This window comes from Amycolatopsis sp. DSM 110486, assembly GCF_019468465.1.
Taxonomy (GTDB): domain Bacteria; phylum Actinomycetota; class Actinomycetes; order Mycobacteriales; family Pseudonocardiaceae; genus Amycolatopsis.
The window spans coordinates 8075473-8096389 of sequence record NZ_CP080519.1 but is presented as its reverse complement, the minus strand read 5'-3'; the positions used below and the strand labels follow the sequence as shown (position 1 = coordinate 8096389).

Here is a 20917-nt window from a genome sequence, read left to right as displayed (position 1 = left end):
ATGCTCCTCGTCGATTTGGCAAACGTCCCCAGCAAAGAGGTCTCGCGCTCACTGCGCGATATAGCCCCCGTCGACGACGAGGGTGGCGCCCGTGATGAACGACGCATCGGACGAGCACAGGAAGGCGGCCGCGGCCGCGATCTCCTCCGGCTGCCCGAACCGGCCGAGCGGCACCCGGCCCAGCGCCGCGGCGCGCGCGGAATCCGCGTTCCCGGTGCGTTCGAAGCTCCTGCGCAGAAAGGGGGTGTCCGTCGGGCCAGGGCACAGGCAGTTGACCCGCACGCCTTCGCCCGCGTGGTCCAGCGCAAGGGACCGCGTCAGGTTCACCACGCCACCTTTGCTCGCCGTGTAAGCGACGGAACCGCGAGTGCCGACGAGACCGAGCTGACTCGCGATCAGCAGCAACGCCCCGCCTTCGGCGCGAGCCAGGTGCGGGATCGCGGCCGCCGCCAAGTGGAACGCGGCAGTGAGGTTCACCGACAGCACGCTGGCCCACTGGTGCGCCGTGAGTTCCGGGGCCGTCCCGCCGACCGAGGTCGCGGCGCTGTGAACGAGCACGTCCAGCCCGCCGGGTGCGGCCGCTTCCGCCACCGCCTCCCGCGTCGCGGCTCCGTCGGCCAGGTCGAGCAGCCGGCCGTGGTGACCGTCGCCAGGCAGCGCTCGTACCGTCTCCCGCAGGTTTTCGGGGTCCCGGTCGAGGATGGTGACCGCGGCACCCTCGAGCGCGAGGCGTTCTGCGATGGCCCGGCCGATGCCGGCCGCGCCGCCGGTCACCACGGCACGACGACTGGCGAATCTGGCCGCCCTCGGCGGTTCAGTAGTGGTGTTCACGCAGCCATCCCAGGTAGGTGGTCAGCCCGACGGCCAGAGGCGTCGGTTCGCGTACCGACAGCTCTCGCAGTCTGGTCACGTCCAGCGCACCGGTGCGGTGCCCCGGTGGCAGCCGGAGGAGCAACGGGTCCCCGCCGGCGTGGGGCGCACCCACCACCGAGTTCACCGTGTCGGCCAGCTCGGCGAGCGTGACGGCAGTGCCGGAACCGATGTTGTACAGCCGGTGCGGCGGGCCTTCGGCGCCGGCGAGGGCGGCGACGCCTTCCGCGATATCTGCGACCCACGTCGGATCGAAGGACTGGCCCGCTGCCTCCGCGGCCACGCGCACCAGCCTGCCGCCCAGCGCGGCCCGGACCGCGGTGTAAGGCAGTGACATGACCTGCCTCGTGCCGGTGTCCCGTTCGAGCGGGCCGTAACACGCGGCCACCCGGGCGATCACCGCTCCGGCTTCGGCCGCCAGCTGCTCGGCCGCGAGTTTCGAGGCCGGGTAGTCGCCGGGGTCCGTCCGCACGGGACTCGCCTCGTCGAGCACACCGGCGCTGTCCGCGTAGACCGAGGCCGAGGAGACGTACACGACCCGCGCCGGTCCCGCGGCCGCCAGCACCGCGGCGGTACCGTCCACATTGACCTGACGCAGAGTCGCGCGATCCCCGTTCGTCACCGCGGCCGCGTGGATCACCACCTCGGGCCGAACCTCGGCGAACACCGCGCCAGGATCACGCACGTCGAGCTTCCGGTACTCGACGGGCCGGCCCGCCCACAGGGCCAGCACGTCGGCCGGTGGCTCCGCCAGGTCGGCGGCGACCACCCGGCCACCTCGGTCGGCGACTGCCCGGACGAGGTGTGCGCCGAGGAACCCGGCGCTGCCCGTCACGATCGTGCCGGCCACGGTCACACGGTCCACGACGAACGGCGGACGTGGTCCAGAAATGCCTTCGTGCGTTCGTGACTCGGGTTCTCGAACACCGCGCGGGCCGGTCCTTCTTCGGCGATGACCCCACCGTCCATCATCACCACGCGATCGGCCACCCGCCGGGCGAAGCCCATTTCGTGCGTCACGACCAGCATGGTCAGGCCGTCGTCGGCGAGCTGCTTCATCGTCTCGAGAACCTCGCCGACGAGCTCGGGATCGAGTGCCGAGGTCACTTCGTCGAACAACACCAGCCGTGGTTCCATCGCCAGCGCGCGCGCAATCGCCACACGCTGCTGCTGACCGCCGGACAGCTGGCTGGGGTGGCGGTCCGCGAACGTCTCCATCCGAACGCGGGCCAGGTATTCGCGCGCGTTCTTCTCCGCTTCCCGCGGGTCCGTGCCGAGCACACGCACCTGTCCCTCGGTCACGTTGCGCAGCACGCTGAAGTGGGGCCAGAGGTTGTACTGCTGGAAGACCATCCCGACGCGGCTGCGCAGCGCGCGCATGGCCTGTTGCTCTTCCCGGCCCGTCATCTCGGCGTGCAGGCGCACCCCGTCGAGCGTGACCTCACCGCCGGTGGGTTTCTCCAGCCAGTTGACGCTTCGCAACAGCGTCGACTTGCCAGTGCCCGACGGACCGATGATCGCCACCGTCTCGCCGGCGCGCACTTCGAGGTCGATGCCGCGAAGGACCTCGGTGGTACCAAACGTCTTGCGCAGCCCGCTGATGCGCAACAGCGGGAGCACGGCCTCGGTGGTCGGCTGCTGGGACATGTCTGCTCCGGTCGATCGGCTCATCGGTCAGGGAGGGCGAAGCGTCGTTCGCTGTAGCGCTGCGCCAGCATCAGCAGACTGGTCACGACCAAGTACAGCAAGCCCGCGGTGCCGAGGACCTCGACGGCGCGGTAGGTGCTCGACACTGTCTGCTGCGCGTTGAGCATCAGGTCCGGCACAGTGATCACGGAGACCAGCGCACTGTTCTTCACCAGCAGGATCGCGTTGTTGATGTAGGGCGGGATGACGATCCGCACCGCCTGCGGCAGCACGATCCGGTGCATCGTCTGCACGTAGGTCATGTTCACCGCGAAGGCGGCCTCTGTCTGCGTACGGGGGATCGCTTCGATGCCGGATCGGATGATCTCCGCCTTGTACGCGGCGGAGTTCAGCGTCATGCCGATCACGGCCGCGGCGAACGCCGGCAGCTGCAGGCCGAAACTCGGTGCCGCGTAGTAGATGAAGAACAGCACCAGCAGCACCGGCGTGCCACGCATGATCCACACGTAGATCGCCGCGAGGACCCGGAGCCACTGGCGGTGCGAGATCCGGGCCATGGCGATGAAGGTGCCGAGCACGGTCGCGAGGACCAGGGTGATCGCCGAAACCTCAACGGTGACCAGCAAACCGTCCAGGAGCAGGGAAAGTACTGTGCCACAACGGAGAAGTCGAGATTCATGGGGTTTCCCCTTCGTCGCGCTCACTGCTTGAACGGTTGGCCGAGCCACTTCTGCGCGATGCTCTCGTACGCGCCGGTCTTCTTGGCGTCGTCGATGGCCTTGTTGACGGCCTGCAGCAGCGCGTCGGAGCCCTTGGGCACGCCCACGGCCAGCGCCGTCCCGTCCGTGCCGTTCTGCGACACCGCGTAGCCGGCGCCGTCACCCGACTTGATCCAGTACAGCGCGAGGATCCGGCCGGTGACCATCAGGTCGCAGCGGCCGTTCTTCAAGTCGGAGAACGCTTCTGCCTGTCCGGGGTAACGCGTCATCTTCGCCGCGCCGCCGATGCGCTGCACCGGTGCGTCGCCGTTGGACGAGCCCGCGACGACGCAGACGCTCTTGCCCTTGATGCTTTCCGGCCCGGTGATGCCGGTTTCCTTCTGCGGGTACACCGCCACGGCGTCGTCGTAGCCGATCGGTTCGGAGAAGTCGACGACCTTCTGGCGGTCGGGCGTCACTCGCAGACCTGACATGGCGATGTCGAACTTCTTCGCCTGCAGGCCCGGGACGATCCCCGAGAAGTCGAGCGTCTTCCACTCGACCTTGGCCCCGAGGCTCTTGCCGATGATGTTCGCCCAGTCGGCGTCGATTCCGACGAAACCGCCGGAGGGGTCACGGAAGATCGTGGGCGCATTGTTGCCCGACGTGCCGATGGTGATGGCGCCGTTGGACTTGATGTCGTCAAGGCTCGATCCGCCGGGCGAACAGCCGGCGACCGACGCGAACGCCAGGCCCGCAGTCAGAATCGAGAAGCTGAGCCGAAGAATGCGGCGTGATTTCATGGTCGTCTCCTCGACGTGAGGATCGGGGTGGAAAGCGGGACGGGGAACGGAAACGAGAGTGTTCGAGCTGTCGGACACCCGACGTCGTCCAGGCGCACGACAGGTTCGAGACGCCAGGGTTCAGCGCGGGTGGGTGGTGCCGAGCCGGCGCGGTAAGGGCCACCGAGCCGCAGGGAGGTTCGGACCGCGGATGCCGTGCTGCCCGCGGTCTCAGCCGAAGATCGCCGCCGGCTGCGAGGTCTCCAGCACTGCGAGAACGCGCTCTCGCAAGGTGTCCAAGTGCTCCGCCATGGCTTCGTGCGCGGCCGGCGCATCGCCGTCGGAGATGGCGGCGGCGACACGCTGGTGCTGTTCGCCGCAGCGGGCACTCTCAGACATTTCCGGAACGTCGCGCTGTCGCAGAGCCCACGTCAGCACGTAGTAGTCCTCGATGTCGGCCGCGAGCTTGGCGTTACCCGATCCGGTCGCGATCAAGGTGTGCAGGATCCGGTCCGCCCCACGGCGGCCGGGTTCGTCACTGGCGAGAGTGCAGGCGAGCCCTTCGTCGGCGGCCTTGCTGATCTTCCTTCGCACGTCGCCACTGGCGCGCTCGGCCGCGAGCCCGGCAGCGAAGGACTCGAGTCCGCGGCGCACTTCGTAGGCGTCCTGCACAATCGTGGCCGAGGGCTGGACAACCCGGAGCCCGCTGCCTGACGCCGGCTCCACGAGCCCCACGTGCTGCAGGCGGATCAGCGTTTCGCGCACGGGAGTCTTGGAGACTCCGAGCATTGTCGCGAGCCTGGCTTCGGACAGCCGCTGCCCCGGCTGCAGCCTGCGTTCGACGATCGCCTGCCGGATCTCGTCGAAGACACGGTCGGTGATGCTGTCCCGCTGCACATCGAGTGGATCAAGCATCGCCGGCTCCATATTCCATATCCGTATCTCGTATATGGATACGGGACTATAAGGTCGGCCACTGCGGCCGTCAAGAGAGCTTGACCTGCATATTCAGCAGTCATGGTGGTATTCGGCCGCGAGAGCGCAGTGGCCGACAACCCACTTGACTACGCCGAACGGGCCACCAGCCCTCGTCGGCCCGTCTCCTCCTTCCAACGCGGCGAGGACACCACGCAGGTGGTGCCGCGTGACCTCGGCAGCCGTATCCAGGCTCGCTGGAGCAGGTCGCGGTGACCATCGCGAGGTGTTCGGCAAGAGACTCGCGGCCGCGCCGCTGCATGAGGTGGAAACAGTGCGGCGACTCGGTAGCGCGGATCAAGCTGGAGGTCTTCGGCCTCGCCCAGTACCTCGACCTGGAGGCCAGCGCGTTCGGAGATGACAACGCTGAGCGGCCCAAGTTTGTGACGATTGCACAGCAGCGGGCCGAACAGCGCACGGGAACACGCTTCGCGAACGCCGACACGGTGCTCGTCGGTGACACGCCCAACGACGTGAAGGCCGGACTCGCCGCGGAGGTGAACGTCATCGCCGTAGCGACCGGAAAGAGCACGCCGGACGAGCTCCGGACCGCCGGCGCGGCACACGTCATTCACAATCTGAGCGAGTTTCCCTCGCTGTGAAGCCGACTTCAAACGGGCACGAGTGAAAATGATGGCAGCCGCAAGATCCGCGGTGACCACCCCAGCTAGGGTCACGGCATAATCGCCACGGTGTCGAATGGTCAATTCGAAGCTAGCCGGCGACGTCCCGCCGAGATGCTCACTACGATCGCCGCACTTCGTACCCAACATCCGTGCTTCCTGTACCAACGCCACCGTCGAATAGCGTTTCCCCAAACTATCTCGCGACCCAGGCACGCCGTGGCCTAGGCCACCAACTTCCGTTCGAGCAGCATTTGATGAACTGGGAGTTCATGCAGGGCGGAATCCCACCATCAGCCATTGCGGAGGTCGGATCCCTGGTTGCTCAAGGTACACAGCCATAACGACCGGCGGACGGAACGAGGTACTTTCCCGATCTGGCCTGTAGGTGGACCAGCGGTCGCGGCCCGGAAAGTCGGGGAGCGGAGCCGCAAGAACTCTGAGCACTTACAGCCAGTAGTCCGCAGGGCCGCCTAGGTAGCTGCCATGAGTGCCGACAGCCCTGGAGCAAAAGCATGCGATCAGCGACGATCAACACCGCCGAACTGCGCCCAACTGTCGCCAACTGCGTTCGCTGACCAGGCATTCCTCCGTATCCGCAGGTCAGCGAATTGAGCGCACCTCACTGGCAGTGAGGGGGTCAACCGCCGCATCGACGCAGGGCCGGGGCAATGGCGCGGCAGCTACGCCGGAGTACCGTCAGCCCAGCGCCGCGCCTTGCCTGCCTGGCCCTGATTCAGGTCCGAGACACCGAGGTCGGCCGTCATGCAAACGTGCCCGTCATTCGAAAAGTCACGATGATCCGCGGCCTAGCCACTCAGGTCGCCAACTCAGCGGACCCCGCGCGACCACCAAGCCTGGCTCTGTCACAACACCAGAAGCCGCCGGTTCATCGGGCCAACCTCGGCGCTCAAGGACTGAACTCGACGCCAACCTCAGCTTCGTTTCCGTGCAGCCGCGACCTTCTTTTGTGCACCACGCTTGCGCGCACCCTTTTCAGCCGACGCGTTCGCCACCTGCTGAGCCGCCTCGAAGGCGGCAACGATCTCGGACGAGAGCCGGCCGCGGTCGGATACCGCATAACCATTCTCGACAGCCCACGCGCGAATTGCCCTCGAACGTTCACGATCCGCCGCAGTCACGCCGGTCGACTGCTCGGCCACGATGCGAGTCTTCCTGCCACCCGCTCGCCGTCCCGCGGCGATGTAGCCGGCGAGTTCATCGCGCAACGCAGCAGCGTTTCGGTCCGAGAGGTCGATCTCATACGCGACCCCGTCCAAATCGAACGGGACCGTCTGACTCGCCACGCTGCCGTCGATATCGTCGAGCATCTCGATCAAGACTTTCTGCGCCATACCACACCCCTCGAAGATCAGATCATCAATACCGGAACTACCGGGCTAGATAATAGAATTGTCCACAATGGGCCACACCATATCATTAAGTGCGCCACGTTAGCAGGGAACAGTAACTCGACCACTCCAAACGTAAACCTGGCCAAGTGACTTTTGCCCGGCGCCGGAGACCGAGGCCTCAACAGTCACTCGGCAGCCCACCAGGGCGGCCGAGCTCACCGGCCCAGACGCACCGGCGTACTCAAGACAATTCGCCGACACCAAGCCCCGAGAGGTGCGTGGCGCGCCGACCCCCGCACACCTTGGAGTGCGTCCGCGACGCAACCGCGTCGACAACGCCGCAGGCGGCGCCATCGACGACACGGTCGGCGTTACCGCCGAGGCGTCGGACGACGCCAACTTTGGCCACCCAGCCGTGCGACCGCCTGCATCACCGGATGCCGACACGTGATCGCGCTGATGGCGACCGCGGCACACCTGCCGCGAAGAGCGCCGGCACCGGACCCCCGCGGGTTCGGCAGCTCAGCTCGCCCCTGACTCGGCGGCCAGCCGACGCAGCCGCCCGGCGCACCCGCCGAATGATCCACCGGCCAGGATCAAGCGGACCACAGAGGGGTATTCATTCGTTACCGTCGGCCCGAACATCCAGTCGGCGACCAACAGCAAACCAGCACTGGACCGCGGAGCTTTTGTCGCCCTTAAATCGCCCCTACTCATGGGTAACAAAAAAGCCCAGGCCGCCGGCCTGGGCTTTGCTCCCCCGCTTGGACTCGAACCAAGAACCCTCCGGACAACAGCGAGGGGCGGACTTCCTACTCAAACCGGGTTGGTCAGTCGAGCGGACCGCCTACGAAGCCGACCCTGCGACGCCCGCGGTCTCGTGCTGCCACCACGGGGACTCAACCGGTTACCGTAGCCGCTGTAGGTGCTGCGAAGTTCGTCGGCAGTGGACAATGCCCGCGGAGACGTGCGGGGCCGAGGACTCCAGACCCGGGGTTGAGCCCCGGCGAGACCGCAGGTGCGGGACACCGGCTTCGCCCGCTCCCCCGGGTACAGCTACCGCTGCAACCGTTCTTCGAGCGCGTCGAGGATCTGGTTCACCATCGCCTGGGGTCACCTGTTCGTAGACCGTGCGATGCCTTTCATCTTATGCCCCCGCCGCCCCCGCCGCGTGACCTCCGGGATCGCGTCCTCGGCGAAGCAGGTGCTGTTTCTGTGGCGGCTCTCGTGGAAGGTGAACGTCGGCAGAATCGCCGGGCGCCGCTCCCCCGCCCCGGAGTCGTCGACATCGACCCGGTCCCGTGGCGGTTCGTGGCGCTGCCGTCGGGGGTCGCGGTGGCGATGGACTGACTTTCCGGATCCGGTTCTGGCCGCCGGATTCGTTCTCGTGCCGCTGCTGCCGGCGACCGTGTTCAGCTCCAGCCGTGGAGACACAGCATCCAGCCGCTCCTCGGCCAAGTCCTCAAACCCGGTCTCGCCATCACGCGGATCCAGCCACAGGTTCCGCCGGATCAAAGCCTCCTGCTCCCCGCCCCAGCCCTCAGCAGCCTTCCGGTCAAGGTCCTCAAAGGACATTCGCCGCCGTGCCGGCTTCGCCGAGTCGCACGATCTCGGCAACATCGCCTCGGGTGAACCGGTAGTGCTTGCCAAATCGGTGATGTGGCAGCACGCCAGCGGCGGCCTGGTCCTTCAACGTCCTCGGCGACAGCTGCAGCAACCCCCCGATCAGCACGCGCGACCACATCCGTTCTGCCAGCACGCCTGGCCACAATGGCCGCATCGACGTCGAACACGCCGACGCGCACACCTTGGCAGCCGGCCGAAACGGTCGTCAACGCCCTTGTCCGGTCGACGAAGGTCGTCCGTGACGCCCGGTCGCTCTCGACGACGCCCAGCGCGCGACCAGCAGGGCGATGCCGATCACAGTGATCGCTCCCGCCGTGCGCGGAACCCAGTCGCCCCACCGCACGTAGGGAGTGATCTCCTCGTACAGCGGCACATCGACCACGAAGATCCCGCGCTCGTCCGGCGGCATCCAGGCCAGCTGCCTGCCCCGGGCGTCGAACGCCGCGGACGTTCCGTTCAGCTCCACCAGGACGGCGGACCGACCGGACTCCACCGCCCGCACCGCCTCGGCACTCGCCTGTTGCGGTTGCACCCAGGTTCCGTGGAACGACGTGAGCGAGCCCTGCACCACCGTGACGTCGGCGTGCAGCCGAACGAGTTCCCGGCGCAGGTCGGGAAAGATCGACTCGTAGGAGATCAGCGGGCCCACCCGTGTCCCGCCGACCCGCAGCACCACCGGCTCTCGGCCCGGGGCCCGATCTTCCTCGGCGATGGCGGTGCCCTGAAGCACCTTTCCCAGCAGCTGCCGCATCGGCACGTACTCGCCGAACGGCACCAGCCGCCGCTTCTCATACGTACCAACCAAACCACCGGGTCCATACTGCTGAGTCGTCTTCCTGATCCGACCGTCCGCTGCTCGCGCGTCGACGTTGACCAGTACGTCACTTCCCGCGATCGCCGAGGCTTGGCGCAACCGGCCCAACACATCGGGACGGCGAGCCGGGTCGAACGGCACGCTGCTCTGGCCCCAGACCACCATGTCCTGCCCCAGACCGGCGGCCCTGTGGGTCAAGTCCAGATGCGCCGCCAAACGCTCGTCTCCTCCGTACACGACGCCAGGCTGCACCCCCACCACGCGGACGCTGCCGGTCACCACCGGTTCCGGCCGGAGCAGCCCATAGCCGATCGCGAGCGCGGCGAGCACGACAGCGAGTCCTCCCCCGAGCAATCGCGCTGCCCGGCCGGCGCCGGGAAGGAACACGGCAGCAAGCCCGACGTTGACCGCCACCAGCACGAAGCTCAGCAACCACACCCCACCCAGCGACGCCACGGCCAGCACCGGCCGCACCTGCCACTGCGTCAGACCGACAAGACCCCAGGCACCGCCCAGACCTTCCCAGGAACGCAGCGCCTCGACGCTGACCCAGACCGACGGCAGCACCACCACCGCCAAGGCCACCCGCGCACCGGAAGGTTCTCGCAGCAACCCATACGTCGCCAGCCCGAACGGCACCCAGAGGGCGGCGACCACAACGCCCACCACAAGCGCCAGCATTCCGATGTTCGGCAGCAGCCACTGCAGCGCAACGAGAAAGAACCCGACCGCGGCAAGTGAACTCCGCCAAGCCGCCTCACCGTACGAGCCCGCGCGCCCGAGCAACAACACCAGCGGGACCAGCCCGACCCACCCCAGCCACCACGCATCGGCAGCCGGGAAGGCCAGCGCCACCACGCCACCACACGGCAAAGCCAGCCCACGCACCGCCCACCGACGCACCCGCACGGCAACAGGCATACAAGCACGCTACTCCCCGCCAGGCGTGGGTCGGGCCAGGTCACCGCACCTCCCGGCCCGCCGAGCATTCTCGGCGCGCCCACCCCTACCAGGCAGTACCGAGCCGACCAGGACTACGTCAAACGGGTTACCGCCGATGCACGGTCCGACCTGAGTCAGGCGTGGTGGAACCCGGGTGGGCACTTCTCGGTGAACGCGGCCATGCCTTCCTTCTGGTCACGGGTGGCGAGCAGAGCGTGAAACGCCCGGCGTTCGAACAAGACGCCGACCGTCTCCACCCCGACCTTTCCGGCGCCCTTCCGCTCCGGGACTGGCGGGATCGCTCGGAAATCGCCTGGAGCATGACCTTCCCCGCGACGCCGACGGTCGCCTCTCAAAGGCCGAGCGCGCGACGGACCTCGGCCAGATGCCGCCGCGACACCGCGACGGTCTCGCGATCGGGCCCGTCCAGGACGAGTGCGAACCTGCCGTGGAAGGTCGGGGCGATTTCGCGCACCCGGTGCAGGTTCACCACGCAGTGTCGGTGCACCCGCAGGAATCCGTGTGGTGCCAGCCGCGTCGCCAGCCGGCTCAGGGTGTGGTTCAGTGCCCGCAGCCGGCCCCGGTCGGTCAGCAGCCACACGGTCTTGCCCTCGGCCTGCGCGACCCGGATCTCGGCCGGGGCCATGAGCAGGATGTGCCCGCCGTGGATGCCGGCGACCCGGAACACCGGCGCTTGGGCGGCCTCGATCGCCGGCGGTGAGTCCGTACTGGTGGTGAGGAGCGTGCCGATGAGCTGCCCGTCGTGCTGGATGGGCTGGACGGTGATCGGGCACCCGTCCTCCGTGCAGGCGGCCAGCCTCAGCGCGCCGGCACGCGCGCTTGAGCCGAGCACCGCGCGCCCGACCTCGTTCGCCGTCACCAGCCGCCCGCGCCGGTCGATGACCGCCAGCGGTCCGGCGTCGTCGGCCGCCTGCGGTAGCAGCGATCCGGCCAGCTCGGTGAGCACGTCGTCGTGCCGGCGACGCAGGCCGAGGCCCAGTTCCTGGGCGCAACAGTGCAGCCGCGCGATCGCGAGCGCCGGCAGCGGACGGCGGTGCACCAGGAACGCGAGGACCGCGCACGGCCGCGGACAGTCGGGGCCGGCCACCGCGACACCCGCGCCGGACCAGTCGGCCAGGTCACCGCGCCAGTGCTCGGAACCGGTCACCTCGGCGTGTCCGTCGAGCAGCGCGGTGCCGAGGGCATTGGTCCCGCGGCTGTTCTCCGACCAGTCGTGCCCGGGCGCGAGCTGGTGTGCGCCCGCGAGCGCGACGGCCGAACGGCTCCCGAACACCGCGGCGACCCGCCCGTCGCCGGCCGCGACCGCCACCACCCCGTCGGTTCGAGTGATGTCGGCCGCCAGTGAGCGGGCGGCCGACACGACGGTGCTCGGCGCCGCAACCGAGTCGGCAGACGGGTCGGGCGGCGGCGTGTCGGGGGCAACACCGTAGACCTCGCGGCAGCGCTGCCAGGACGCCTGGATCGCAGGCTGGATCGCGGCGGTGCCGTTCGTTCCGGGTTCGTGCCCGCCGGCGCCGGCCGACTGACCGTCCATGCCGACCTCCTCGCGTTCGGGCGGCCCCCTGAACAGACTAGGACCGACGTGGCCGGCCGGGATAGCGTCCGCGTGCTCCTCACCCGGGCAGATCGACGATTCCGGCCGATCCGACGACCCGATTGCAGGGAGGTTTCGTCATGGCCATCGACTTCACCCTCACCCCGGAACAACGGGAACTCCAGGCGAGCACCCGCGCCTTCGCCCGCGACATACTCGCGCCGGTGGTCCGCGCGGCCGACGCCGAGACGGACCCGTTGCGCGCCTTCCAGATGACCAAGGACGCCTATGTGCAGGCCTACCGCGCCGGCATCGCATTCTGCATGCTGCCCACGCAGTACGGCGGCGGCGGGGTGTCCAATGTGGACCTCATCCTGGCCGCCGAGGAAGTGTGCGCCGTCGACCCGGGTTTCGCCTGCACCATCCTGGTCAACGGGCTGGGCCTGATGCCCGTCTGGTACTGGGGCAGTGACGAGCAGAAGGACCGCTTCCTGCGCGCGGCCACCTCGGACCCGACCGGCGAGTACATCGTCGGCTACGCGGTGAGCGAGCCGGCCGGCAGCCCTGGCGGCACGGCGAACTTCGACGCACCCGATGCTTCACCCGTCGGAATCGGTGTCACGGCCACGCTCGATGGCGACCACTACGTGCTCAACGGCCGCAAATACTGGCCTTGCAACGTCGCGGGCTGGGACGGGCAGGGTGCCAACGCGAGCATCGTCGTGGTGCGCACCGACCCGTCGAAGGGCGGCACTGAGGGGCTTTCGGCGATCATGATCGAGCGCGGCACCCCCGGTGTCAGCTACAACCTCATCAGCAAGATGGGGCATCGGCTCACCCCCAACGCCGAGATCGTCTTCACCGACGCCCGGGTTCCCGCGAACAACCTCGTCGAGGGCACCCGCGGCAACGGCGACCTGCTGATCAACCGCAACTTCGCCTGGTCGGGGCCGGTGGCCGGGATCGCGGCGGTCGGTGTGGCCCGGACCGCCTACGAATCCGCCCTCGAGTGGGCGCGGACCTACACCGCCGGTGGCCCGAGCCCGATCATCAACCACCAGAACGTCGGTTATGTGCTCGGGGACGTCGCGGCGCGGATCGAGATGTGCCGCTGCTTCTGCTGGAAGACCGCGCACTTCCTGGACCAGCACGACTACCACGGCGAGCTGATCGGCGCGATGTGCAAGATCCAATGCACGGAGCTGATGTTCGACGCGGTCTACAAGTGCATGCAGGTCGTGGGCGTGAACAGCCTGGACAAGCAGCACGAGTTCGAGAAGCTGCTGCGCGAGGCCGCAGTGCTGCCGCTCTACGATGCCGGCAACTTCGGCATGCAGCGCCGACGCGTCCACGGCGTGCTCGCCAGCCCGGACTACAACCCGCGGGCGCTGATGGACGACGAGTTCGTGCCGTTCACGAAGTTCATGGAGACCATCGACACGGTCCCCACCTACCAGGAGACGCCGCTTCCCGTGTGACGGGCGAGCGCCCGGGTGCGCCCCTCACCGGCCGCACCCGGGCGCTGGGCGCCGGCCTCGCGGAACCGGTACCCGGCGACGTCGACCCGCGCACCGCAGCGCGTCCAGAAAAAACAGCGACGCTCTCCTCTACCCCGGCATCGAGTATGGCCGAGCGTGCCCGGCTGTCCGGACTCCGGGCCGTGCCCGATGAACCGGTCGGCTTCGGCCGTCGAAGACCACCGCGTCGCGGTGCGCTCCGGGTAGCGCTTGAGGCCCGTCATCGGACACTCCCCACAGGCTGGGATTCGGATTCCCCGGCGTAGGCCGGGTAGTCGGCGTAGCCGCTGGTACCACCTTGGTAGAAGGTTTCGCGATCGGCGACGGCGAGCGGGTGGCCGCGCTCGAATCGAGTGGGCAGATCCGGGTTCGCGATGAACAGTTGCGCGAAGGACACCAGGTCGGCCAAGCCTTCCGTGATCACCAGGTTGCCGGACTCCTGGTCCATGCCGGCGTTGGCGACCAGCGTGCCGCGGTACCGCGGGCGGAACCGGACCAGCGAAGCACGGCGCTGATCCGGCGTGACGAGCTCGTTGGGCCGCCTCGTCATCATGAGGTGCAGGTAGGCGAGCGGGTGGTCGTTGAGCCGCTCGGCGACGTGCTCGTGGCCGGTCAGCAGTTCCGGTGCCACCCCGGTGGTCGAGCCGATCTCCTGGTAGGGCGCGAACTTCACGCCGACGCGGTGCGGACCCCAGACGCCGGTCACCGCCTCCAGGATCTCGAACAGGAACCGCGCGCGGTTCTCGGCGCTGCCGCCATAGGTGTCGGTGCGCAGGTTGAGCGCGGGGTTCAGGAACTGGGCGATCAGGTAGCCACGCTGGGCGTGGATCTCGACACCGTCGAACCCGGCGCGGCGCGCGTTGGCCGCCGCGCAACGGTACTGCTCCACGATCTCGGCGATCTCGTCCACGGTCAGCGCCCTCGGCGTCACCGTGTCGGTGAACCCGCCGGCGGGGGTGAACACCCGTCCCCCGGGGTTGACCGCGGACGGCGCGACCGGCAGATGCCCGCCGTGGTAGTCCGGATGCGAGCTGGCGCCAGTGTGAGCGAGCTGCGAGAAGATCACCCCGCGCTCGGCGTGCACGGCACCCGTCACCTCCGTCCAGCCTGCGACCTGCTCGTCGCTGTAGAGGCCGGGAACATTGACCGAACCGATGGCGCCGGGGCTGATCCACGTGCCTTCGGACACGATCAATCCGGCGCCGGCCCGCTGCCGGTAGTACTCGGCGTGCATCGGCATCGGCGCGAGATCGCGGTTCTCCGCGCGCGCCCTGGTCATCGGGGCCATCACGACGCGGTTGCGCAACCACAGATCGCCAAGGTCGTAGGGGCGGAGTAGCGGCTGCTGCACCGCCGGTGACGAGCCGGACACGTGCGCCTCCTCGGTTTCGTGTGTGGAAGAGAAGATCTTGACCAGTTCACCTTCTCTCCGGACCTGAATCATGTCCAACGATGACTACAGATTTCTTCCAGCACCATGAGTGATAATCGGGTCGTGGAACTACGACATCTCGAGCACTTCCTCGCTGTGGCCGACACGGGCGGGTTCACCCCGGCGGCACGCCGTCTGCACGTCGTCCAGTCGGGGGTGTCGGCGACGGTCAAAGCGCTGGAACGCGAGCTGGGCTCCCGACTGTTCGACCGTGGACGCGACGAAGTGACGCTCACCCCGGCCGGGCGCGTCTTCCTGCCCCGGGCGCGAGAAACACTGGACTCCGCCCGCGCCGCCAAGGACGCGGTGCAGGAGCTCGGCGGCACGCTTCAGGGAACCGTCACCGTCGGCACGCTCACCTCGGTCAACCTCATCGACACGCCGGGCATCCTCGCCAAGCTGCGCGCCCGCCATCCAGGAGTCACCGTCCGGCTCCGGGCGGCGCTCGCCGGATCGACGGGGCTGGCGCAGGAACTGCGAGACGGCCAGCTCGACGTCGCCTTCCTCTCCCTTCCCGGCCCGGCGCCGGCCGGGTTGCGGGTCAGGGTGCTGGAGATGACCCCGCTGGTGCTCTACGTCCCTGCGGAGCACCCGCTGGCGGGCATGGGCCGGGTCTCGCTGTCGCAGCTCGCCGAATTCCCCTTCATCGACTCCCCGCCAGGCTTCGGCAACCGCATCATCGCCGATCAAGCCTTCGCGAGCGCCGGCATCGAACGGGAGGTCACCCTGGAGGTCGCCGACATCGGGACAGCCGTGCACTTCATCCGCGCCGGACTCGGAATCGGTTTCCTCGGCCGATTCCTGGTCGACGACCCCGCCGGGCTGGCCACCGTGGAGGTCGCCGATCACGAACTCCTGTGGCAGCTCACCGTGGCGACTTCGGCAACTCGACGGCCCAGTGCTGCCGCGCAGGCATTTCTGGAGCTGCTCGACGAGGTACACCCGACACCGAATCGCCGGCAGGTACGCGGTTGACCCGAGTTATGGACAGCCGACCGCGTACCCGCACCGAGATCACGTCGGTGACCCAAAACCGGCAGCACGAGTTCCTCGCGCGCCAGAACCGGATCCGGAAGTTCGACCGCCGCCACGAATGCCCCGCTGACATGGACAGCACGAAGGGCCTGTTCCTGCGATGGGTGCCCAGCATCGTCCACCGTGGACGGACGGTCAGACCAGCGCTTCGATCCGCACCGCGGCGCCCGACGGGTCCACGCGGGCGAGCCAGGAGGCCGGCAGCAGCGCCGGGCGGGACGGGACGAATTGCGGAAGCCGGCCCTGCCAAAGGACCCGGTCGCCCTGGCTGACCCGCACCCGCGGCAGGCGGGCGAACACGCTCGGCCGCAGGATCACCCGGCCGCGCGCCGGGAGGTCCGCCGACGACGAGATGCGTTGCGGACTGGTCCAGGCCAGCGGGCCGTCGACCTCGATCGGGACCCCGGCGCCGGCCGCCGAGGCCGCGCGGCCGGCCAGCCAGCGGGCGATCGAACGGCCCGCGTGGCGGCCCGACAGCGCCGCGACGTCCGCGGTTTCGACCGGGTGACAAAGGTTTCCGGCGGCGAAGAGCCCCGGCGTGCTGGTGGCCCCGGTCGCGTCGATCACCGGCCCGAGGGTGCGCGCGTCCATCCCGACGCCCGCCGTCCGGGCCAGCTCGTGGTCCGGCACCCAGTCGCCGGTGAACACGACGGTGTCGCAGGCCTCGGTCCACCGGTGCCCGTCGGCGACGCGCTCCAGCTCGACCTCCGCAAGCCGCGGCTTGCCCCGCACCGCGACGACCCGGGTGCCCGTCAGCACCGGGACGCGCAGCATCCACCGCGCGCCGAGGTGGAACGGCAGGTAGCTCTGATGCCGCGGCAGCTCGGTGGTCAGCGCCGCGACCTCGACCCCGGCGTGCCGCAACGTCATCATCGCCGAGAAGCCGACGTGCTCGGCACCCACCACGATCGCGCGCCGTCCGACCGGCCGGCCGTGGAGGTACACGGTCTGCTGCAGCTGCCCGGTGGTGTACACGCCCTGGCCACGGTCGCCCGGCACCCAGCGCGCCGGGCGCGGGCGCTCCCGGGCGCCGGTGGCCATCAGCACCGCCGAGGCGTGCACGACTGACAGCCCGTCCGGCGCCGTCACCTCGAGCCCGCCGTCGCCGGACCAGCCGGTGACCATGGTCGTGGTGCGTACGGTGACGCCGGCCACCGCGGCCAGCGCGGCGTACCGCCGGGCGTAGGCCGGCCCGGTCATGATCCGCCGCAAGTCCCGCAGGCCGTAACCGGTGTGCGCGGAATGCCGTGGAATCCCGCCGGCGACGAGCTCCCGCTCCAGCACCTCGACCCGCTCCACCCCGGCCTGGCGCAGCGCGACCGCCGCGGCGAGCCCGGCCGGCCCGCCGCCGATCACGGCGACGTCGACATCGTGCCTGATCCGCTCGTTCACTTCACGGCCTCCGCTTTCACGGGCGCGTCCGCGCCCTCGTCGACCATGCGCGAAACCACCGCCCCACAGTAGAAACCCTGACACCGGCCCATCCCGGCCCGGGTACGGCGGCGCAGCCCCTCCACAGTGGATGGTGCGATTTCGCTGTGCAGCGCGTCGCGGATCTCACCGCGGCTGACGCGTTCGCAGAAGCAGACGATCTCGCCGTAGGCGCGGTCCTTCGCGATCAGCTCCGCGTCCTCGGCCGGGCGGACGTCCACCTGGCCGAGATACGGCATCTGCGGCGGGACGACGTCCGCACGCGGCCCCGGCATAGCCTCGCCCGGCCAGCCCGCCAGCTCAGCCCCGACGTACTCGGCGATCGCGAGCGACGAAGTCAGCCCCGTCGACCGGATCCCACCCACGCACACGTACCGCTGATCGGGGTGGAACGAGATCTGGTAGTCGCCGAACTCGGTCGCCGCCCGCAGGCCGGCGTAGATCGTGGTGACCTCCTCGCGCAGCAGCGCGGGGACGATCCGGTTTCCCTTTTCCCGCAACATGGCCAGGCCGTCCTCTGTGGACTCGGTGGCCGAGCGGTCGGTCAGGTCCTCCGCGGTGGGGCCGAGCATCACGTTGCCGTAGACGGTCGGGCTCACCAGCACGCCCTTGCCCATCTTCGTCGGTACCGGCAGCAGGATGTGGTTCACCAGCGACCGCGCGAGCTTGTCGAACACGATGAGCTGGCCGCGGCGGGGGGTGATCGTGAACGACTCGTGCCCGAACATCGCGTGCACGTGATCGCTGCCGAGGCCGGCGGCGTTGACCACGGACCGGGCCCGGACCGGTCCCCGGTCGGTGTGCAGCACCGTGTGGCCCGCGCCCGGCTCGGCGCCGGTCACGGTGTGGCCGAGCAGCAGTTCGGCACCGTGGCGCACCGCCTCCGTCGCGAACGCCAGCGTGGTCGTCCACGGGCAGATGATGGACTCCCCCGGCACCTCCAGGGCACCCAACGCGCCCGGGCCGAGGTGGGGCTCGCGCCGCGCCAACTCGGCGGGGTCAAGCAGCCGGGTCTCGTGGTAGCCGTTGGCCGCGGCCTTCTCGGCCAGCCCCGGCAGTGCCGCCAGCTGCTCGTCGTCCCAGGCGACCAGCAGGGCGCCCAGCGGCTCGACCGGGATCCCCGCCTTGGCGGCGTAGTCGGACAGCAGCCGGTACCCCCGGGCGACGAGCCGCGACTCGGTGGTGCCGGGCGTCGCGTCGAAGCCGGTGTGCAGGATCGCGGTGTTGGCCTTGCTGGTCGCGTCCCCGACGTCGGAGCGCGCGTCCACCAGCGCCACGGACCGGCCGCGCAGTGTGAACTCGCGCGCCAGCGCGGAGCCGACCACTCCGGCTCCGATCACGACCAGGTCGTACTCGGGCACTGGCATCAGGAATCAGCCCTTCCGGGAAACACGCGGCCTTCGCCGCTGAACTGCCGGGTCGCCTCCAGCGCGGACCGCCAGCGGCCCAGCTGCTCGGCGGCCCAGGCGGGCGGCCGGCTCGGTTCGACGACCGTGCCCGGCCGCGGGTCGGGCAACGGGCGGCCGACGGCACCGCGTTGCGCCAGGTCGGCGACGCCGAGCGCGGTCGCGTGCGGGGCGGCGGCCACCTCCACCGGTGCCTGCAGCAAGTCGGCCTGCAGCTGCACCAAGACTCGCGACCGGGTGAGCCCGCCGTCGAGCCGCAGCCTGGGCGCGGTGCCGCCGAGGTCCGCCGCCGCGGCGTCGACGAGGTCGACGATCTGCGCGGCGATCCCCAGGCAGACCGCGCGGGCCAAGTGCGCCCGGGTCGCCGCCAGGTTCAGTCCCAGGAAGCCACCGGTCGCGCCCGGCTGCCAGTGCGGCGCGGCCAGCCCGGCGAGCGACGGCACGAAAAAGACCCCGCCCGTGTCGTCCACTGTGGACGCCAGCGCGTCGAGCTCGCCGGCCGAGCCGAGCAGGCCGACGTCGCGCAGCCAGGACACCGCTTTGCCCACGGTGTACACCTGCCCGTCGAGGCACCAGCGCCGCTGCCCCGCGATCTGCCACGCGATCGACGGGGTCAGCCCGGCTTCGCTGCGCTGCGGCCGGTCACCGGTGTTGACGAGCAGGAAGGCGCCGGTGCCGTACGTGCACTTCGCCTCGCCGCGTTCCCGGCAGCGCTGCGCCCACAGCGCAGCCTGCTGGTCGACGATCACCCCGGCCACCGGGACCTCGGTGCCGAATGCGCTGGTAGTGCCGACCACTTCGTCGTTGCCGGCCAGCCGCGGACGGCGCTCGGTCAGCCCGAACAGCTCCCACGCCTCGTCCGACCAGGTGCCGGACTCGAGGTCGAGCAGCATGCTGCGCGACGCGGTCGCGACGTCCGTGACGAACTCGCCGGTGAGCCGATGCAACAGCCACGTGTCGGTGGTGGTGACCACTCCCCCTGCGCCCACGCGCTCCCGCAGCCAGCGCATTTTCGGGGCGGAGAAGTACGGGTCGAGCGGCAGGCCGCTGATCTCGCCGAGCCGGTCGGCGACGTCGCGCAGGGACTCGCACACCTCGACGGCCCGGCGGTCCTGCCACACCACGCACTGCGAAAGGGCTTCTCCCGTCGCGGGGTCCCACGCCAGCACCGTCTCGCCCTGGTTGGCGAGTCCGACGACGCCGGCACCCACCCCGGCCGCCGCGACGGCTGCGCGGCCCGCGTCGAGAACCGACGCCAGCAGCTCGCCCGGATCGACCTCCACTGCACCCGGTTTCGGCGTCCGCACGGACAGTGGCCGGTCGACCTCGGCCAGCACGGAGCCGTCCTCGGCGACGACGAGCGCCTTGGTCGCCGACGTGCCCTGGTCGATGGCGAGCACGGCTCCGGTCATGAGGCCGCGTCCTCGGCTCCGGCCACGGCCGGCTGCACGACGGTCAGCCCCGCGTCGCGCAGCTGCGCGACCATTTCGGGGTCCGCTGAGGAGTCGGTGATCAGCGCCGTGATGCGGTCGAGCTCGCAGACCTTCCGCAGCGCGACGTGCCCGAGCTTGCTTCCGTCCGCCAGCACGTAGACCTCGGCCGCGTTGCTGATCATCCGGCGCCGGACGGCGATCTCGTCGAGGTGGTAGTCGGTGAGCCCGCCGGTCGCGTGGACCCCGCCGGAGCCCAGGAACGCCTTGTCCGCGAAGAAGTTGCTGACCTGATCCTCGGCGTCGGGCCCGGAGCAGGTCAGCTCGTCGTGCCGGACCCGGCCGCCCACGAGGTGAAGGTTCACCCCGTCCCGGCCGGCCATCGCCAGGACCGCGCCGAGGTTGTTGGTGACCACGCGGCCGCGGAACGACTCGGGCAGCGCGCGGGCGGCGGCGAGCACAGTGGTGCCCACGTCGAGGAACACCGTGTCGTCGTCACCGACGATCGAGGCGACCACCTCGGCGATCTCCGCCTTGGCCTCCCGCTCGATGTTCTCGCGCTCCACCCGGCCGGGCTCGGCGCTGCGGGACAGGTTCTTGGCCTTGGCCGCACCCCCGTACACGCGGCGGATGGCGCCTTCGCGTTCCAGCAGCACGAGATCGCGCCGGATGGTCTCCGGCGACACGTCGAGCTGGACCGCCATGTCCGCGGGCCGGAGCACCTCGCTGCTGTTCAGCAGCGCCAGGATCTGCCTGCGGCGTTCGTCGGGAAGCACGTT

At 69.6% G+C, this 20917-nt stretch carries 19 protein-coding genes and 1 pseudogene; 3 read left to right on the top strand and 17 right to left on the bottom strand.

What is annotated here, in order from left to right; all coding sequences use genetic code 11:
- Positions 1 to 48: 48 nt before the first annotated feature.
- From K1T34_RS39315 to K1T34_RS39290, 6 genes are all read right to left on the bottom strand, one after another.
- A complete protein-coding gene (locus tag K1T34_RS39315) occupies positions 49 to 774 on the bottom strand; it encodes an SDR family NAD(P)-dependent oxidoreductase (protein WP_220239777.1) in 726 nt (241 codons plus the stop codon).
- A gap of 40 nt (positions 775 to 814) precedes the next feature.
- Complete coding sequence (locus K1T34_RS39310) at positions 815 to 1720, bottom strand: NAD(P)-dependent oxidoreductase (RefSeq protein WP_220239776.1); 906 nt, start codon at positions 1718 to 1720, stop codon at positions 815 to 817.
- A 2-nt stretch (positions 1721 to 1722) separates the two neighbouring features.
- Positions 1723 to 2517, bottom strand: coding sequence for an amino acid ABC transporter ATP-binding protein (locus K1T34_RS39305; protein ID WP_220239775.1), 795 nt, complete (start codon positions 2515 to 2517; stop codon positions 1723 to 1725).
- A 20-nt stretch (positions 2518 to 2537) separates the two neighbouring features.
- Positions 2538 to 3221: an amino acid ABC transporter permease gene (locus K1T34_RS39300; protein WP_255637884.1), complete on the bottom strand. Its 684-nt coding sequence runs from the start codon at positions 3219 to 3221 to the stop codon at positions 2538 to 2540.
- A complete protein-coding gene (locus tag K1T34_RS39295) occupies positions 3218 to 4018 on the bottom strand; it encodes an ABC transporter substrate-binding protein (RefSeq protein ID WP_220239773.1) in 801 nt (266 codons plus the stop codon). Before K1T34_RS39295 ends, K1T34_RS39300 begins: the two co-directional genes overlap by 4 nt.
- Before the next feature lie 210 nt (positions 4019 to 4228).
- Positions 4229 to 4924, bottom strand: a complete 696-nt coding sequence (locus K1T34_RS39290; protein WP_220239772.1) for a GntR family transcriptional regulator — start codon at positions 4922 to 4924, stop codon at positions 4229 to 4231.
- A gap of 260 nt (positions 4925 to 5184) precedes the next feature.
- Between K1T34_RS39290 and K1T34_RS39285 the strand changes: the two genes are divergently transcribed.
- Positions 5185 to 5574: an HAD hydrolase-like protein gene (locus K1T34_RS39285; protein ID WP_255637883.1), complete on the top strand. Its 390-nt coding sequence runs from the start codon at positions 5185 to 5187 to the stop codon at positions 5572 to 5574.
- A 956-nt stretch (positions 5575 to 6530) separates the two neighbouring features.
- Here the strand turns inward: K1T34_RS39285 and K1T34_RS39280 are convergent.
- The 6 genes and pseudogenes from K1T34_RS39280 to K1T34_RS39255 all read right to left on the bottom strand — a co-directional run bounded on the left by K1T34_RS39280 (position 6531) and on the right by K1T34_RS39255 (position 11887).
- The gene (locus K1T34_RS39280; RefSeq protein ID WP_220239771.1) at positions 6531 to 6950 is read right to left on the bottom strand and encodes an Lsr2 family protein; all 420 of its coding nucleotides are present in this window, start codon (positions 6948 to 6950) and stop codon (positions 6531 to 6533) included.
- A 1113-nt stretch (positions 6951 to 8063) separates the two neighbouring features.
- Positions 8064 to 8525, bottom strand: a complete 462-nt coding sequence (locus tag K1T34_RS53780; RefSeq protein WP_255637882.1) for a hypothetical protein — start codon at positions 8523 to 8525, stop codon at positions 8064 to 8066.
- Positions 8515 to 8709, bottom strand: coding sequence for a helix-turn-helix domain-containing protein (locus K1T34_RS39270; protein WP_255637881.1), 195 nt, complete (start codon positions 8707 to 8709; stop codon positions 8515 to 8517). Before K1T34_RS39270 ends, K1T34_RS53780 begins: the two co-directional genes overlap by 11 nt.
- A gap of 72 nt (positions 8710 to 8781) precedes the next feature.
- Positions 8782 to 10245, bottom strand: a complete 1464-nt coding sequence (gene lnt / locus K1T34_RS39265) for an apolipoprotein N-acyltransferase (RefSeq protein ID WP_255637880.1) — start codon at positions 10243 to 10245, stop codon at positions 8782 to 8784.
- A gap of 221 nt (positions 10246 to 10466) precedes the next feature.
- Positions 10467 to 10577 (bottom strand): annotated as a pseudogene (locus K1T34_RS54780) (enoyl-CoA hydratase); the annotation flags it as partial.
- A 107-nt stretch (positions 10578 to 10684) separates the two neighbouring features.
- Positions 10685 to 11887 carry a DNA-binding protein gene (locus tag K1T34_RS39255; protein ID WP_220239770.1) on the bottom strand — a complete coding sequence of 401 codons (1203 nt, stop codon included), beginning with the start codon at positions 11885 to 11887 and terminating at the stop codon, positions 10685 to 10687.
- A 140-nt stretch (positions 11888 to 12027) separates the two neighbouring features.
- On the opposite strand from K1T34_RS39255, the gene K1T34_RS39250 reads away from it, so the two are divergent.
- Positions 12028 to 13365: an acyl-CoA dehydrogenase family protein gene (locus K1T34_RS39250; RefSeq protein WP_220239769.1), complete on the top strand. Its 1338-nt coding sequence runs from the start codon at positions 12028 to 12030 to the stop codon at positions 13363 to 13365.
- A 259-nt stretch (positions 13366 to 13624) separates the two neighbouring features.
- Here the strand turns inward: K1T34_RS39250 and K1T34_RS39245 are convergent, their stop codons facing one another.
- Positions 13625 to 14776 (bottom strand): alkene reductase, encoded by a 1152-nt coding sequence (locus K1T34_RS39245; protein ID WP_255637879.1) that lies wholly within the window; start codon positions 14774 to 14776, stop codon positions 13625 to 13627.
- A gap of 123 nt (positions 14777 to 14899) precedes the next feature.
- Between K1T34_RS39245 and K1T34_RS39240 the strand changes: the two genes are divergently transcribed.
- Positions 14900 to 15811 carry a LysR family transcriptional regulator gene (locus tag K1T34_RS39240; protein WP_220239767.1) on the top strand — a complete coding sequence of 304 codons (912 nt, stop codon included), beginning with the start codon at positions 14900 to 14902 and terminating at the stop codon, positions 15809 to 15811.
- 195 nt (positions 15812 to 16006) lie between these two features.
- Here the strand turns inward: K1T34_RS39240 and K1T34_RS39235 are convergent, their stop codons facing one another.
- The 4 genes from K1T34_RS39235 to K1T34_RS39220 are packed head-to-tail and all read right to left on the bottom strand — an operon-like array spanning position 16007 to position 20914.
- Entirely contained in the window at positions 16007 to 17263 is a 1257-nt protein-coding gene (locus tag K1T34_RS39235) for an FAD-dependent oxidoreductase (protein WP_220239766.1), read from the bottom strand.
- A complete protein-coding gene (locus K1T34_RS39230) occupies positions 17260 to 18669 on the bottom strand; it encodes an NAD(P)/FAD-dependent oxidoreductase (RefSeq protein ID WP_220239765.1) in 1410 nt (469 codons plus the stop codon). The genes K1T34_RS39235 and K1T34_RS39230 overlap by 4 nt, the downstream gene beginning before the upstream one ends.
- Positions 18669 to 20120: an FGGY family carbohydrate kinase gene (locus K1T34_RS39225; protein WP_220239764.1), complete on the bottom strand. Its 1452-nt coding sequence runs from the start codon at positions 20118 to 20120 to the stop codon at positions 18669 to 18671. Before K1T34_RS39225 ends, K1T34_RS39230 begins: the two co-directional genes overlap by 1 nt.
- On the bottom strand, positions 20117 to 20914 hold the full coding sequence (locus tag K1T34_RS39220; protein ID WP_220239763.1) for a DeoR/GlpR family DNA-binding transcription regulator: 798 nt from the start codon (positions 20912 to 20914) through the stop codon (positions 20117 to 20119). Before K1T34_RS39220 ends, K1T34_RS39225 begins: the two co-directional genes overlap by 4 nt.
- Between the last annotated feature and the right edge of the window lie 3 nt (positions 20915 to 20917).